This is a genomic window from Paraburkholderia xenovorans LB400 (assembly GCF_000013645.1).
Taxonomy (GTDB): Bacteria; Pseudomonadota; Gammaproteobacteria; order Burkholderiales; family Burkholderiaceae; genus Paraburkholderia; species Paraburkholderia xenovorans.
In genome coordinates this window covers 472653-487023 of record NC_007952.1, presented here as the reverse complement: position 1 = coordinate 487023, position 14371 = coordinate 472653, and the positions used below count along the sequence as shown (strand labels likewise).

The following is a 14371-nucleotide window of genomic DNA, read 5'->3' as shown; positions in this document are numbered from 1 at the left end:
TTGATCAATGAGTGGCGGGCCTCGCCGCCGCGCCGCCCGAGATGCGTCCGGCGCGCGTGAAGTACACCATCGCGAGCGACACGAAGCCGGCAAAAATCAGGTAAAACGCGGGCGTGAGGCTGCTGCCGGTCACGCGGGTCAAGCCGGTAATGGTGAGCGGCGCCATGCCGCCGAACAGCGTCACCGCAATGTTGTACGACAGCGCCACGCCCGCCGAGCGGCTGCGCACCGGGAACAAGGTTGCGAGCATGCCGGGATGCGCACCGGACATTGCGGCGAGGAACACGGTCGCGATCATCTGCGCGATGAACAGATGCCCCGGCGTCGGATTCGTCACGACGAAGTGATAGAGCGGGTACACGCAGACCATCCACGCGATCACGATCGGATAGAACAGTTTGTACGCGCCGTAACGATCGGCAAGCTTGCCCGACAGCGGAAACAGAAACAGATTGAGCACGCCTGACACGAATGCGCCGAGCAACGCAGTGGAAAGCGGCAGATGCAATTGCCGTTCGACATAGACCGACAGATATGAGTGCCACACATAATTGGTCGCCGCGCCGATTATGATCACGCCCATCGCGCAGATCGCCGCATCGCCGTTATCGCGGAAGAACTGGCGGATCGTCACGCGCGGCGGCTTGTCCTTGTGATCGAGCAGGCGTTCGAACTCCGGCGACTCGGCCACGCGATGCCGGATATAGAAGCCGAACGGCCCCGCCAACGCGCCGAACAGAAACGGCAGACGCCAGCCCCACGCCACCAGTTGCTCATGCGTGAGCTGCGTGGTCAGCAGATAGCCGACCCCGGACGACAACAGCAACGCGAACGCCTGCGCCGACATGTTGAAACTGCCATAGAACATCTTCTTGTGCGGCGGCGCATACTCGACCAGCATCGCCGAGGCGGTCGCGAACTGTCCGCCCACGGAGAGTCCTTGCAGCAGGCGCGCGAGCACCACCAGTAACGGCGCCGCGATGCCGATGCTCGCATAACCCGGCGTGAGGCCCATCAACAGCGTGCTGGCCGCCATTGAAATGATCAGCAGCGAGAGCGCCTTGCGGCGCCCTGCCCGGTCCGCGTAGATGCCCAGCAGAATGCCGCCGATCGGCCGTACGATGAAACCCACCGCGAACGTGGCGAGCGTCAGCATGATCGACACGAAACCGCCGCCGCCTGGAAAGAACACTTGCGCGATGATCTTCGCGAAGTAGCCATAGATCAGAAAGTCGAACCACTCGAGTCCATTGCCGAGCACGGAGGCGAAGATCGCGCGCCGTACCATTGCCGGACTCAATGTGTTCGACGCATCGGCGCCCGACGCTGCGCCATCACGCTGATTCAAGATTGCCTCGCTCATTGTTCGCATCCCTGAGTGTCGAACATCGCCGCCAGCGCGCATACCGACGTCAACATGCGCGAGCCGTTGTGCCCCACGCCCGGCACGATATGAAAGCGCTGCTTCAGACCGTGCGGATGACGCGACTGGATATACCGGTAGTACGCCTCGGCACGCGCGACGCGTTGCGGCCCTTGCGCTTCGGCCGCGCAGGTTTTGTCGAGCGCGTTCTGTTGCGGATCGTCGTCCGCGCCGCCCACGAGGTAGTCGATCCGGCGTGCCGCATAGGTCGCCTCCAGTTGCGCGGGCGTGCGGTCGCCGAGATAAGGCGGCCGGTTGTCCATGCCGTATTTCCATTGATTGAAGTCGGGACATTGCGCGGCATCGAACGGCGCTGCAACGCCCTGCGCGTTGGGCCGTTGCGCATCGAAATACGCATAGGTGGACGGACTTGCCACCACGTAACGCACGTCGATGCCCTCGTCGGTCAGCGCGGCAATGTTGCGCCCCGCCACCGCGTAGCGCTGCACGACTTGCCCACCGCCCGAATGCCCGGCGAACACGACGTGCCGGAGATTCGGAAACAGCTTGCGATCGGCAAGACGCGCGACGATCGCGTCCAGCACTTCGTATGAACTGATCGGCAACGGCGCCTGCGCCGCGTCGCCGCCCATCCACGCGTCGCCGCTCCAGCGCAGCAGATCGGCGGGTTCGTCGTGCACGCGCGTGTCGAGCGTCGCGAGGAACTGCGGCGCGATCAACAACGTGGCGTCGGGGTCCGCGTGGGCCGCGTCGCGAGCCTTTTGCGCGGTGCGAAAGTACACGTCCGCATTGCGCAGTTTGCCGTGAATCACGATCACCGCACGCGTCACCTGCGGCTGCGCGACGCTCCAGTCCTTCGACAGATACAGCGGAAACTCGGCGTGCCCTTGCGGCGTGTCGAGCGTGAAGCGCGTATCCGAAACCGTCGCCACCGGCTTCAGATGCGGCTCGTAAGCGTGGACGGCGAACGCGGGTTGCGCGAGCGTCATGAGCAGTGCAGCGCCAGTTGCGGCGCACAGCACGGCGAGACGTCGCGAAAGGTTGAAAGTCATGCAGCTTGCTCCTGATCACCGTGTACTGTGCTGAACGCGGCGCATCGTCAAATCCGTCGTTGAAGAACCCGAATGAACCCGAATGCTCAGAACCGATGCCGGATACCGAGCGTCACGCCGGTCTGGTTCGGACCGAACGCGGTATCGCTCGTCAAACCGACGGGCGTGTATTCGTCGTTGGCGTAGTGCGTGGCCGCCGCATACGCGACGGTTGCGTACACATCGGTCCGCTTCGACAGAATATAGTCCGCTCCCAGCACGCCCATCAACGAGTTCGATACGTTGTCCGCCTTGTTGCTCTGGTAGTACGCGGCCGCCGTCACGCGGAAATCCGGCGCGATCAGATAACGCACACCGCCGAACCACAACGCCGACGACACCGACTTGCCCTTGGTCGGGTCGTACAAATAGTGCTCATAGCCGCCCATGAGCGTGACGTTGCCGAGCTGCTCGCGCGCCGAGGCGCTCCAGTTGCGCGATTTGGTCCACATGCCGGTCGAGTTGATCGCGCCGTTGCGGTAGTCGTAGGCCACGGCCGCGGCGAAGCTGCCGGTATCGTAGTCGAGCGCGCCGCCGTACGCGGCGCTGCTCTGGAACGAATCCGCCGAGCCACCGAAGCTGTAATCCGCCGTCGCCGTCAAACCGCCGAAGCGGCCCACGTACTTCACCGAGTTGTTCACGCGCGCCTTGAACGAAAAGCCATCCACGGAACCGGTGGTCGGCATCCACGTGTATTGCTGGCCGAACACCATCGGGTCGTATTTGATCAGCGTGTCGTACATCGCCGTGTACTGCAAGCCCGCCGACAGCGCACCGTACGCGTTGGAAAGCCCCACCGCCGCCGTGCGATTGAACAGCACGCCGGCACTCGCATTGGTGCCGTCGTTGCCGTTGAAGCCCGCTTCGAGAATGAAGAACGCTTTATTGCCGCCGCCGAGATCTTCGGCGCCGCGAAAGCCGAAGCGCGAGTTGCTCAGGCCGCCGGAATTCTCGCGAACCAGCGAGCCGCCGCTGGCGCCCGCATGGTTGAGAAATTCGAGGTTGGTGTCGATCACACCGTATAACGTGACCGATGCCTGAGCATGCGCACCCGCGCAACTCACCACGGCCAAAGCGGCCACCGCATATTGTTTTTTCACTGACGTCTCCTGTCGGATCTTGTTGTATTTCGCGTTCATTCCATGCGATGGACGAGATCGTAGGATCGGGCGTGGTAAATGTAAAATACCTGTTTTACGCACCACCCATATCTATTGAATATGGCGGCGAACCAACCTTCGCACGCTGTCCGGGAGACGAAACATCATGGAGCTGCGGCATCTGCGTTACTTTCTGGCGGTGGCCGAAGAAGGCCAGTTCACGCGGGCGGCTGAAAGGCTCGCCATGCAACAGCCGCCGCTTTCGCAGCAGATTCGAGCGCTGGAAGAAGAGATCGGCTTCGAACTCTTCGTGCGCATGCCCCGCGGCGTCACCCTGACGCCGGCCGGGCAGGCCTTTGCGGAAGACGCGCAACGCTTGCTGCAGGACCTGCAGCAGTCGGTGGAGAAGGCGAGCCGAATTGCGCGCGGCGAACTCGGCACGGTTTCGATCGGGCTGACGAGCTCCGCTGCGTTTCACCCGTTCACGACCGAAGCGATCCGCGCGTTTCGCGCGGTGTGTCCCGAGGTTGCCGTGGAGCTTGCCGAGCTGAATGCGGCGGAGATCATCGAGCGCCTGGCCGCCGGTCAGATTCAGGCGGCGTTTCTACGCAAGCCGGTCGAAGCGCGCGAAGGCGTGGCCTTCGAGTTGCTGCTCGACGAGCCGATGGTCGTGGTGTTGCCGGTCGGCCATCCCTTGCTCAAGGGCAGAAAGCGGCCACAGGTGCCGCTCAAGGCGCTGGCGCACGAAGACTTCATTCTGGTCCGCCGCCCGGGCGCGCCCGGCATGTATGCCGATATCCTCGCGGCGTGCCGCCAGGCCGGCTTCGTCCCGCGAATCGCACGGGAAGTGCCGCGCATGGTGTCGGGCATCAACCTGGTTGCGGCGGGTCTCGGCGTGACGCTGGTGCCCGCCTCCATGCAGCGTTATGACCAGGTGGGCACGGTGTATTGCACGCTTGCGAATCCCTCGAAACTGAGCGCGCCGCTGCACCTCGCCTATCCCACGGCGTTGCACAACAGCGCGGCCACGCGCTTTATCCAGCTCGTGACGGCGCGCGCGGCCCTGTAACGCCAGCGCTAATGGGCACACAAATTGCGTGCTCGGCGTACCGGCTGACACATCCTCAGCCTCTCACTGACGCCAAAACGCCACGCGACATCACGCCATGTCAAACCGACACGACGCCGACACACCGGCCCGCCTGTCCTCAGGAATCGATGGAATCGACGACATCCTGGGAGGCGGTCTCACACCGCACCGCATGTACCTCGTGGAAGGAGCGCCCGGTACAGGTAAAACTACCCTGGCCTTGCAGTTCTTACTCAAGGGTGTCGAAGAAGGCCAGGGCGGCTTGTATATCACGCTGTCCGAAACCCGCCCGGAGTTGATCGCGGTGGCCGAAAGTCATGGCTGGGACATCAGCCGGTTCACGATTCTGGAACTGCTTTCCGACGAAGGCCTCGACCCGCAATACGAGCAGACCGTGCTGCACCCGGCCGAAGTCGAACTCGGCGAGACCGTGCGTAACGTGATCCAGCATGTCGACGAACTCAAACCCGCTCGCATCGTGCTCGACAGCCTCTCCGAACTGAGGCTGCTGTCGCAGAACCCGCTGCGCTACCGGCGGCAGATTCTCGCGCTCAAGCGTTATTTCGCCACCCGCGAATGCACCGTGCTGCTGCTCGACGACAATTCGTCCGACCCCGGCGACGTGCAGCTGCACAGCATCGCGCACGGCGTGATCAGCCTCGACAACCTCGTGCACGACTATGGCGGCAACCGCCGCCGCGCACGCGTCGCCAAGATGCGCGGCATCAAGTTCCGCGAGGGCTACCACGACTTCACGCTCGACACCGGCGGCATCCATGTCTATCCGCGTCTCGTTGCGGCCGAGCATCACGCGGACTTCAGCACCGAGGTGGTGAGCACCGGCACGGCGGGACTCGACGCGCTGCTCGGCGGCGGCCTGATCCCCGGCACCAACGCGCTGATGATCGGCCCCTCGGGTGTGGGCAAGACCACCACGGTGGTGTCGTGCCTGATCGCGGCGCTGGAACGCGGCGAGCGTTGTGTCTACTACGTGTTCGACGAAACCCTCACCACCCTGATGACCCGCTGTGCGACGCTCGGCATATATCTCGCGCCGCACGTCGAGAGCGGCTTGCTGACGCTGCGCCAGATCGATCCGGCGGAAATCTCGCCGGGCGAGTTCGCGAGCGACGTGCGCCGTTCGGTCGAAAAGAAGGGCGTCAGGTACGTCGCAATCGACAGTCTGAACGCTTACCTCCAGGCCATGCCCGGCGAGCGCTATCTGCTGCTGCAAATGCACGAACTGCTCGGCTATCTCAACCAGCAAGGCATCGTCACGATGCTCGTGCTGGGGCAGCACGGCATTATCGGCGAGGTGCAGAACGATATCGACATCAGCTATCTGAGCGACGTGGTCGTGCTGTTCCGCTATTTCGAACACCACGGCGAAGTGCTCACCGCCATCACCGCCGTGAAGAGCCGGGCCAACGCCCACGAACGCTCGATACGGCAGTTCCGTCTCGGCGTGAACGGCGTTGAGGTGGGCGACGCGCTGCGCGACTTCGAAGGCGTACTCTCCGGACTGCCGGCTTATCGTGGCAGCACTGCCCTGCTGGGGGCGACGAACCGCGTCATCGAAACGCCCGGGAAGTGAGGTTATGGAACAACGCGTTCTTATCCTCGCGCCGTTTGGCCGCGACGCCGATGTGATCGCAGAAGTACTGCGCAAAGACGACCGCATGTGCGTGGCATGCCACGATGCCGACGCGCTCACCACCGCGCTGGATGCCGGCGCCGGCGCCGCGCTGATTGCCGAAGAAGCGCTGGCGGGCGACCATGCAATGCGCCTGTTCAACTGGCTCGAACAGCAGCCGGCATGGTCCGACTTCCCGTTCACGCTGCTCGCCGCGCCGCGCGTCGGACATCGCTCGGAGCGCGGGCTGGAAGTGCTCGAGCGGCTCGGCAACGTGGTCGTACTCGAACGTCCGCTGAATTCGGAAACGCTGCGGCGCGCGGTGGCGTCGTCATTACGGGCACGGGCGCGCCAATACGAGACGCGCCGCCATCTCGCCGAACGGATCCAGGCGCAGGATGCGCTGGTGCAATTGAACGACTCGCTGGAGAGCCGCATTGCAGAGCGCACCCACGAGCTTGCTTCCGCCAACAACCGGCTGATGATGGAGATTCACGAGCGCGCCAAAGTGCAGGCCGTGCTGGTGCAATCGCAGAAAATGGAAGCGCTCGGGCAACTCACCGGCGGCATCGCGCACGACTTCAACAATCTGCTGAACGTCATCATGGTCAACGCGGAGCTGATCGCTCGCGTGAGCAGCGACGAGCGCCTTCGCGGCATGGCCGCCACCGTCAAACGCGCGACCGAACGCGGCGCGAAACTGACAGGACAGTTGCTCACTTTCTCGCGCAACAGCAACCTCGACCTGAAAGCGGTCGACGTGGTGACGTTGCTGCAAGGCATGCGCGACATCATCACGGTATCGCTCGGTTCGAGCATTCGCTACACCAACGAGTTCGACGGCGCGGAGCTGTGGACCGAAGCCGACGCCAATCAGCTCGAACTGGCCATCCTCAATCTCGCCATCAACGCGCGCGACGCCATGCCGGCCGGCGGCCAGCTCGGGATTCGCGTGAAAGAGCGCGAAGCGCCGGATCAGACGCTCGAAGCCGGCCCCTATGTGGTGATCGAAGTCGCCGATACCGGTTCGGGCGTGCCGCCCGAAGTCGTGTCGCGCGTGTTCGATCCGTTCTTCACCACCAAGCCGATCGGCAAGGGAACCGGACTCGGCCTGAGCCAGGTCTACGGGATCGCGACGCAGGCCGGCGGCACCGCGCGTCTCTTCAGCGAGGAAGGCGTGGGCACCACCGTCGAGATCTGGCTACCGTTGCGCGAACGCGTGGTGCCGCAAGCCGAAGCGACGTCGAATGCGGAAGCGAACGCGGTCGGCGAAAAACGCGTGCTGGTGGTCGAAGACGACGGCGAGGTGCGCGCCATGCTCGTCGAGTCGCTAAGAATGCTCGGCTACACCGTGACCGAAGCCGCCGACGGACGCGCCGGACTGAACCGTTTGCAGGACGACAAACCGGACCTGCTGATGGTGGACTTCGCCATGCCCGGCATGAACGGGATCGACGTGATCGCGGAGGCGCGCAAACTGCGCGAGGATCTACCGGTGATCCTCGCAACCGGCTATGCGGACGTGGATATTTCCGGACTGGCGGTGAAGCGCTGCACGATCCTGCGCAAACCGTTTCAGCTCGATGACCTGGCACGTACGGTGAGGCTTGGGCTCGCAGCGTGAGCGCGTTTTGATGGATGAGCGCGGCGCGATAAAAACTTCGATTCAATAGTTTGCTAACGAAGTTTTTGCAAATACAATAGCGGCCATGCCGAATCTGGATACCTTGCGCCGCACCGTCAGCAGCACGCTGGTCGTCGCTGCCCGAAAGTGGCGGCGCACGAGCCACGGCGTGCTGGCCGCCTTCAATGTTTCCGAAGCATGCGCCACGCCGCTGCTGACCGCCAGCCGGCTCGGCTCGGCGGTGCGCCAGGTCACGTTAGCCGATCACATTGGAATCGAGGGGCCCTCGCTCGTGCGGCTGCTCGATCAACTGTGCGCTGCGGGGCTGATGCGCCGCGACGAAGACCCCGAAGACCGGCGTGCAAAAACCGTGGTGCTCACCGAAGAAGGCCGCGCCGTCACCGCGAAAATGGAAGAAGAACTGGTCACGCTGCGCGCGCAGGCATTGAAAGACGTCTCGCGCAGCGATCTCGAAGCGACCTTGCGCGTGCTGGCCGCTTTCACGGGAGAAACCGCCGAACCGGCCGGTCAGAGCAGCGAGCCAGGCGCCGAAGAAGGTAGCCGGGCCGATCAACGCACCGCGGGCGAAGCGGCGCAAACCGGCGGCCAACTCCGCCAGGCAGCCAGAGAGAACAGGTCGCACAAAGGCAAGGCAGAGCCCGCCGCGCCGCACGAGACCGGCGATCCGGCGTAACGGTTTATGGTCTACCCTTCCCTTCGCGACTGGCTGTTCTCGGTCAAGACTTTTGCCGCGGCGATGACCGCGCTCTACATCGGTCTCGCGCTCGAACTGCCGCGCCCGTATTGGGCAATGGCGACCGTCTACATCGTGTCGAATCCGTTTGTCGGCGCGACCCGCTCCAAGGCGTTGTACCGTGCGCTCGGCACCATGCTCGGCGCCTCGGCGGCGGTGCTGCTGGTGCCGCCGTTCGTCGAATCGCCGTATCTGTTCAGCGTGATCGTCGCGTTGTGGACCGGCACGCTGCTGTATCTCGCAGTGTCCGACCGCACCGCGCGCAGTTACGTGTTCCTGCTGGCCGGCTATACGATGCCGATCATCGCGCTACCTTCGGTGACCAATCCAACCGGCGTGTTCGATCTCGCTGTCAGCCGCACCGAGGAGATCACGCTTGGCATCGTGTGCGCGAGCATTGTCGGCAGCGCGCTGTTTCCGAGCCGGCTTGCGCCCACCATCATCGAGCGGACCGACGCATGGTTTCGCGACGCCGCGTTCTATGCCACCGAAACGCTGTCCGGCCGCATTGCCGGCTCGGCGGTGTCGGGCGCCCGGCAGCGAATCGCGGCGACCATCAACGGGCTGGAACTGCTGCTGAGCCAGCTTGCCTACGATCACACGCGCCCCGACGTGCTGGCGCGCGCGCATGAGTTGCGCGGGCGCCAGCAGTTGCTGCTGCCGATCATGTCGGCGCTCGCCGATCCGCTGATCGCGCTCTACAACAGCAGCCGCCAGACGTGGCCTGAAGGGCTGGAAAGCCTGCTCGCCGATCTCATCGAGTGGTTCAATGAGCCGATGCCCGCCGTGAGCGAAGGCTATCATCCCGACCCGACGGCAGACGCCTTGCGCGAGCGCATCGCGGCGCTGCAGCCGCCGCCGTCGGCGCTGGCGAGCTGGGACGGCGCGCTGCTCTCGAACGCGTTGTGGCGAATGAAGCAGGTGATCGACGTCTGGCAGGACTGCCGCTCGCTGCGCATCATCATCACGCGCGAAGAAGGCTCGTGGCGCCCGCGCTTTCGCCATTGGCGGCTGGGCGGCACCGAGCGCTTCTACGATCACGGCATCATGCTGTTCTCGACCGGTTCGGCCGCGGCCGCCGTGGTTCTCGCGTGCAGTCTGTGGATCGGCTCGGGCTGGAACGACGGCGCCAGCGCGGTGACGCTCGCGGCCGTGGCATGCTGTTTCTTCGCGGCGCTCGACGAGCCCGCGCCGTTCGTGTTCCGCTTCTTCGTGGCCACCGCGATCAGCGTGGTGGCGGCGGGCGTCTACCTGTTCGCCGTGCTGCCGCACGTGCATGACTTTCCCATGCTGGTCGTCATGTTCGCCGCGCCGTTCATCTTCGTCGGCACGCTGATTCCGCGCCCGCAGTTCAACCTGGCCACCGTGCTGGTCGCGGTGAACACGGCTACTTTTATCAGCATTCAGGACGCTTACGACGCCAACTTCTTCGTGTTCCTGAACAGCAATCTCGCGGGCCTCGCCGGGCTGCTCTACGCGTACGTGTGGACTCGCGTGACGCGGCCGTTCGGCGCCGAACTCGCGGCGGCCCGCCTGTTGCGGTCGAGCTGGGCCGACGTGGCGCTCACGGCGTCGACACGGCCAATCGACGATCCGCGCAATCTCGCCGCGCGCATGGTGGACCGGCTGATGCAGTTGATCCCGCGCCTCGCCGCCACCGACGACCATCGCCATCCGTCGATCGAGAGTTTTCGTGATCTGCGCATTGCCTTCAACGCGCTCGATCTGCGCCGCCTGACCCGCAAGCTCGGCGGCGAAGCGCCGGCCGCGATCGACCACGTGCTCGACGACGTGCGTCGATACTACGAAAGCTGTGTTGCGCGCCGCAAGCGCGAGCCGGTGCCGGACAGCCTGATGTCGTCGATCGACGCCGCCGTGGCGCGCGTAACGGTGCAGGGGCTCGCCAACGCCGGCGCGCCGAGCGCGACCTCGCAAACGTCGGCGCGGCAGTTGCGTGACGCGCTGCACGCGCTGGTCGGCTTGCGTCTGGCGCTGTTTCCGGCCACCTTGATAATACCGACGCCGCCCGAGCCGGAGGCTGCCGCGTGATGCACGCCGCCCGTCACCGGTTTCCGACCGTCTCCACCTCTTTCCACTCTCCGCGATGATCGGTGAAATCGATATCTTCGGCGTGTTCGTGCCGGCCGTGCTCGTGCTGATGTTGATCGCGTATCTGGTCAACCTGGCGATCCGCACGGTGCTTGCGCGCGTCGGCTTTTACCGCTTCGTCTGGCATCGCTCCATCTTCGATCTCGGCATCTATGTGCTGGTGCTGGGCCTTGTCGTTGTCGTTTCGCACAGACTAATAACGTGAAAAAAACCTGGTTCTCCGTCGGGCAGATTCTGCTCACCCTGATCGTCGTCGTGGCCGCGGCTCTGGTGCTGTGGAAACTGGTCGACTACTACATGTTCGCCCCGTGGACTCGCGACGGACACGTACGCGCCGACGTGATCCAGGTGGCGCCGGACATCTCGGGGCTGATCTCGTCGGTCGAAGTGGTGGACAACCAGCAGGTCAGGCAAGGCCAGGTGCTGTTCGTGATCGATCAGGCGCGCTATACGCTCGCGCTGCGCCAGGCGCAGGCCACCGCGCAACAACGCCGCGCCACGCTCGATCAGGCGCGCCGCGAAGACGCGCGCAATCGCAAGCTCGGCAACCTGGTGGCGGCGGAGGTGTCCGAAGAAAGCCGCTCGCGCGTCGAACAGGGCGAAGCCGCGCTTGCTGATGCAAACGTTGCGATCGATACCGCGAAGCTGAATCTGCAACGCGCCACGATCGTGAGTCCGGTCGACGGTTATCTGAACGACCGCGCGCCGCGCGCCGGCGAATTCGTCGCGGCGGGGCGGGCGGTGGTCTCGGTGGTGGACATGCATTCGTTCCGCGTCGACGGTTATTTCGAGGAGACCAAGCTGCGCGGCATCGGCATCGGCCAACCGGTGGATATCAAGGTGATGGGCGAGCCGGACGTGCTGCGCGGACACGTGCAGAGCATTGTCGCCGGTATCGAGGATCGCGACCGCTCGCAGGGCACGAATCTGCTGCCAAACGTGAACCCGGCGTTCAGCTGGGTGCGGCTCGCGCAACGGATTCCGGTGCGCGTGGCGCTCGACGAAGTGCCCGCCGATTTCCGCATGATCGCGGGACGCACCGCGACGGTGTCGGTGCGCGATCTTGCGCCGGGGGGTAAGACGCGGCCGGGTGCGGATGCGGTGGGTGCGGTGGGTGCGGTGGGTGCGTCCGCTTCTTCTTCGACCTTGGCTACGTCCACTGTTCCGGCTGCTTCGGCCGCGGTGATCTCGGGCGCGTCGCAATGAAGCTGTCGCGCGCCCTGCCCTTATTGCCGCTGCTGCCACTATTACCGCTGGCCGCCGCGCTCGACGGCTGCATGAACGTCGGCCCCAACTATGCGTTGCCGCAACAGGCGCTCGTCAACGCGCCGCTAGCCAATACGCCGATCGAAGGCGCCGACGCGGCCCTGACCACGCGTCGCAACGTGCCGCCCGTATGGTGGAAGCTGTACGACGATCCGGTGCTGAACGGACTCGTCGACGAGGCGCTGCAATCGAACACCGACTTGCGCGTCGCGGCGGCGAACCTCGCGCGCTCGCGCGAAGCGCTCGGCGTCGCGCAGGCGCAAGGTGGTTTCTCCGGCAAGACTTCGGCGCTGATCGAACGCGCGCAGGAATCCGCCGAGCAATACCTGCTCACCGAGAAACTGCCGGTCGCCAATGAAGGCGACATCGGCATCAGCGTCTCGTATGAAATCGATCTGTTCGGCAAGCTGCGGCGCGGCGTGGAAGCGGCGCAGGCAGACAGCGAGTCCGTGCAGGCCGCGGCCGATCTCGCGCGGATCACCGTGGTGGCGGACGTGGTGCGCTCATACGTCGAGCAATGTTCGGCAGCCGATGAGCTCAGAATCGCGCAACAGTCGCTCTCCCTGCAGAAGCAGCGCGTGGACGTCTCGCGCCGCCTGCGTGACGCGGGCCGCGGTAATCAGCCCGACGTGACGCGCGGGCAGACCCAGGTCGATACGCTGTCGGCGGATATTCCGCGCTATACGGCACGCCGCAAGATTGCCCAGTACCGGCTCGCCGCGCTGCTCGCCCGCGCGCCATCCGACTTGCCGCCGGCCGTGCTCGCGTGCGACACGCTGCCGCAAATCCGCCAGCCGATTCCGATCGGCGACGGCGCCGCGCTGCTCAAGCGCCGCCCGGATGTGCGCGAAGCCGAGCGTCAACTGGCGGCGTCCACGGCGCGCATTGGCGTGGCCACCGGGGCGCTGTATCCGACGGTGAGCATCGGCGCCTCGGCCGGCTTGACCGGGATCCTCGAAGACCTGGGCACCTCGCCCACGGCGCGCTGGGGCTTCGGCCCGCTGATCAGCTGGACCTTCCCGGCGAACGGCGCGCGTGGCCGGGTGGGCGAGGCCCAGGCGTCGAGCCAGGTGGCTCTGGCGAAGTTCGACGGCGTGGTGCTGACCGCGTTGCGCGAGACCGAAACCAGTCTGGCAACTTATGCGTCGGACTACGCCCGCGCCGACGCTTTGCGCGCCGCCGTGAAGTCGGCAGCCGCGTCCGCGGATGAAACGCATCGGCTGTATCTCGCGGGGCGTGAGTCGTTTATTTCGGATCTGGATGCGACGCGCACGCTCACTTCGACGAAATCTCAGGCGGCCGCCGCGGAAGGCCAGGTGGCGATCGATCAGGTCAACCTGTTCCTCGCGCTGGGCGGCGGGTGGGAAATGGATCCGCCGAATGCGTCCGGCAGTCCGGCGCCCGCAGCCGCCGCAATGCCGGTCAAAGCGGCGCCGACCGCCGCAGCGGCTTCGGCAAAAGCGCCTTGATGCGGCTTCTGATTTTGAGCGTGTGAAGCTAGCTTCGGGTCGAGGCGCGCTTGCAAGGCCGCTTGCGGGACCGCCGCCGCGAGGGCACAAGCACATGCCCTATCCATACGGTTTATTGTTCCGCTCTCAAGTTTACGAATTATTTTTGAATATCTTTCTTTTACCTTTCATTTCGGGTTAAATACGTTCCATCGACCACTCATTACGGGGATACGTATGTCGCAATTCATGAAAAGCGCAGCAGCGCTGGGCGGATGCATCGGCATTTACACGGCGGTCGTCGCCGTGGTGGAAATGCTGGCGGGTTGAACCCTCGCGCAGCGGCTTCCTGCGTCGGCGCGTTAGCGCTTTAGCGCGAAAAAAGCGTCGGCAGCGCTACGCTGACCGACGCTTTGCCGCCGCCTGATGAATCGCCGCCCGGACCCGTGGATAGGTGCCGCAACGGCACACGATATGACACATTGCCGTGTCGATGTCGGCGTCGGTGGGTTTGGGATTGTGCTTGAGCAGCGCACAGGCCGCCATGAGTTGCGCGCTCTGGCAATAGCCGCACTGCACCACGTCGAGATCGATCCACGCCGCCTTCAGTGCCTGTGCTTCGGCGCCCTGCAAGCCTTCGATAGTCGTAATCTTCTGTGTATGCAGACTCGACATGAGCGTCTGGCACGCGAAGCTCGCTTCGCCGTCCACATGAATCATGCACGCGCCACAAATCCCCAGCCCGCAGCCGAACTTGGTGCCCGTCATGCCGAGTTCACAACGCAGCACCCACAGAAGCGGCATATCCGGGTCGGCTTGCACCGCCACCGCGCGGCCGTTGATGTTCAGTGATCCCATCGCCCGTCTCCTCT

General features: G+C 64.6%; 12 protein-coding genes. 8 read left to right on the top strand and 4 right to left on the bottom strand.

The window, feature by feature from the left end; genetic code table 11:
• Positions 1–4: 4 nt before the first annotated feature.
• The 3 genes from BXE_RS24150 to BXE_RS24140 form a co-directional block, all read right to left on the bottom strand.
• The gene (locus BXE_RS24150; protein WP_011490757.1) at positions 5–1363 is read right to left on the bottom strand and encodes an MFS transporter; all 1359 of its coding nucleotides are present in this window, start codon (positions 1361–1363) and stop codon (positions 5–7) included.
• On the bottom strand, positions 1360–2436 hold the full coding sequence (locus BXE_RS24145; RefSeq protein WP_011490756.1) for a hypothetical protein: 1077 nt from the start codon (positions 2434–2436) through the stop codon (positions 1360–1362). The genes BXE_RS24150 and BXE_RS24145 overlap by 4 nt, the downstream gene beginning before the upstream one ends.
• An 86-nt stretch (positions 2437–2522) precedes the next feature.
• Positions 2523–3575 (bottom strand): porin, encoded by a 1053-nt coding sequence (locus BXE_RS24140; protein WP_040125027.1) that lies wholly within the window; start codon positions 3573–3575, stop codon positions 2523–2525.
• Positions 3576–3741: 166 nt separating this feature from the next.
• Here BXE_RS24140 and BXE_RS24135 point away from each other — a divergent pair, with 166 nt between their 5' ends.
• The 8 genes from BXE_RS24135 to BXE_RS24100 all read left to right on the top strand — a co-directional run bounded on the left by BXE_RS24135 (position 3742) and on the right by BXE_RS24100 (position 13520).
• Positions 3742–4644, top strand: a complete 903-nt coding sequence (locus BXE_RS24135) for a LysR family transcriptional regulator (RefSeq protein ID WP_011490754.1) — start codon at positions 3742–3744, stop codon at positions 4642–4644.
• A gap of 97 nt (positions 4645–4741) precedes the next feature.
• Entirely contained in the window at positions 4742–6259 is a 1518-nt protein-coding gene (locus BXE_RS24130; protein WP_011490753.1) for an ATPase domain-containing protein, read from the top strand.
• 4 nt (positions 6260–6263) lie between these two features.
• A complete protein-coding gene (locus BXE_RS24125) occupies positions 6264–7922 on the top strand; it encodes an ATP-binding protein (protein ID WP_011490752.1) in 1659 nt (552 codons plus the stop codon).
• Positions 7923–8007: 85 nt separating this feature from the next.
• Positions 8008–8616, top strand: coding sequence for a MarR family winged helix-turn-helix transcriptional regulator (locus BXE_RS24120; protein ID WP_011490751.1), 609 nt, complete (start codon positions 8008–8010; stop codon positions 8614–8616).
• A gap of 6 nt (positions 8617–8622) precedes the next feature.
• A complete protein-coding gene (locus BXE_RS24115) occupies positions 8623–10725 on the top strand; it encodes an FUSC family protein (RefSeq protein ID WP_011490750.1) in 2103 nt (700 codons plus the stop codon).
• 55 nt (positions 10726–10780) lie between these two features.
• Positions 10781–10990 (top strand): DUF1656 domain-containing protein, encoded by a 210-nt coding sequence (locus BXE_RS24110; protein WP_011490749.1) that lies wholly within the window; start codon positions 10781–10783, stop codon positions 10988–10990.
• Positions 10987–11991, top strand: a complete 1005-nt coding sequence (locus BXE_RS24105; RefSeq protein ID WP_011490748.1) for an efflux RND transporter periplasmic adaptor subunit — start codon at positions 10987–10989, stop codon at positions 11989–11991. Before BXE_RS24110 ends, BXE_RS24105 begins: the two co-directional genes overlap by 4 nt.
• Positions 11988–13520 carry an efflux transporter outer membrane subunit gene (locus BXE_RS24100; RefSeq protein ID WP_011490747.1) on the top strand — a complete coding sequence of 511 codons (1533 nt, stop codon included), beginning with the start codon at positions 11988–11990 and terminating at the stop codon, positions 13518–13520. Before BXE_RS24105 ends, BXE_RS24100 begins: the two co-directional genes overlap by 4 nt.
• A 375-nt stretch (positions 13521–13895) precedes the next feature.
• Here the strand turns inward: BXE_RS24100 and BXE_RS24095 are convergent, their stop codons facing one another.
• Complete coding sequence (locus BXE_RS24095) at positions 13896–14357, bottom strand: (2Fe-2S)-binding protein (protein WP_011490746.1); 462 nt, start codon at positions 14355–14357, stop codon at positions 13896–13898.
• Positions 14358–14371 lie beyond the last annotated feature (14 nt).

Coding starts and splice junctions, on each gene's coding strand:
- BXE_RS24150 (WP_011490757.1), bottom strand. CDS start 1,363: ATGAGCGAGGCAATCTTGAATCAGCGTGATGGCGCAGCGTCGGGCGCC.
- BXE_RS24145 (WP_011490756.1), bottom strand. CDS start 2,436: ATGACTTTCAACCTTTCGCGACGTCTCGCCGTGCTGTGCGCCGCAACT.
- BXE_RS24135 (WP_011490754.1), top strand. CDS start 3,742: ATGGAGCTGCGGCATCTGCGTTACTTTCTGGCGGTGGCCGAAGAAGGC.
- BXE_RS24130 (WP_011490753.1), top strand. CDS start 4,742: ATGTCAAACCGACACGACGCCGACACACCGGCCCGCCTGTCCTCAGGA.
- BXE_RS24125 (WP_011490752.1), top strand. CDS start 6,264: ATGGAACAACGCGTTCTTATCCTCGCGCCGTTTGGCCGCGACGCCGAT.
- BXE_RS24120 (WP_011490751.1), top strand. CDS start 8,008: ATGCCGAATCTGGATACCTTGCGCCGCACCGTCAGCAGCACGCTGGTC.
- BXE_RS24115 (WP_011490750.1), top strand. CDS start 8,623: ATGGTCTACCCTTCCCTTCGCGACTGGCTGTTCTCGGTCAAGACTTTT.
- BXE_RS24110 (WP_011490749.1), top strand. CDS start 10,781: ATGATCGGTGAAATCGATATCTTCGGCGTGTTCGTGCCGGCCGTGCTC.
- BXE_RS24100 (WP_011490747.1), top strand. CDS start 11,988: ATGAAGCTGTCGCGCGCCCTGCCCTTATTGCCGCTGCTGCCACTATTA.
- BXE_RS24095 (WP_011490746.1), bottom strand. CDS start 14,357: ATGGGATCACTGAACATCAACGGCCGCGCGGTGGCGGTGCAAGCCGAC.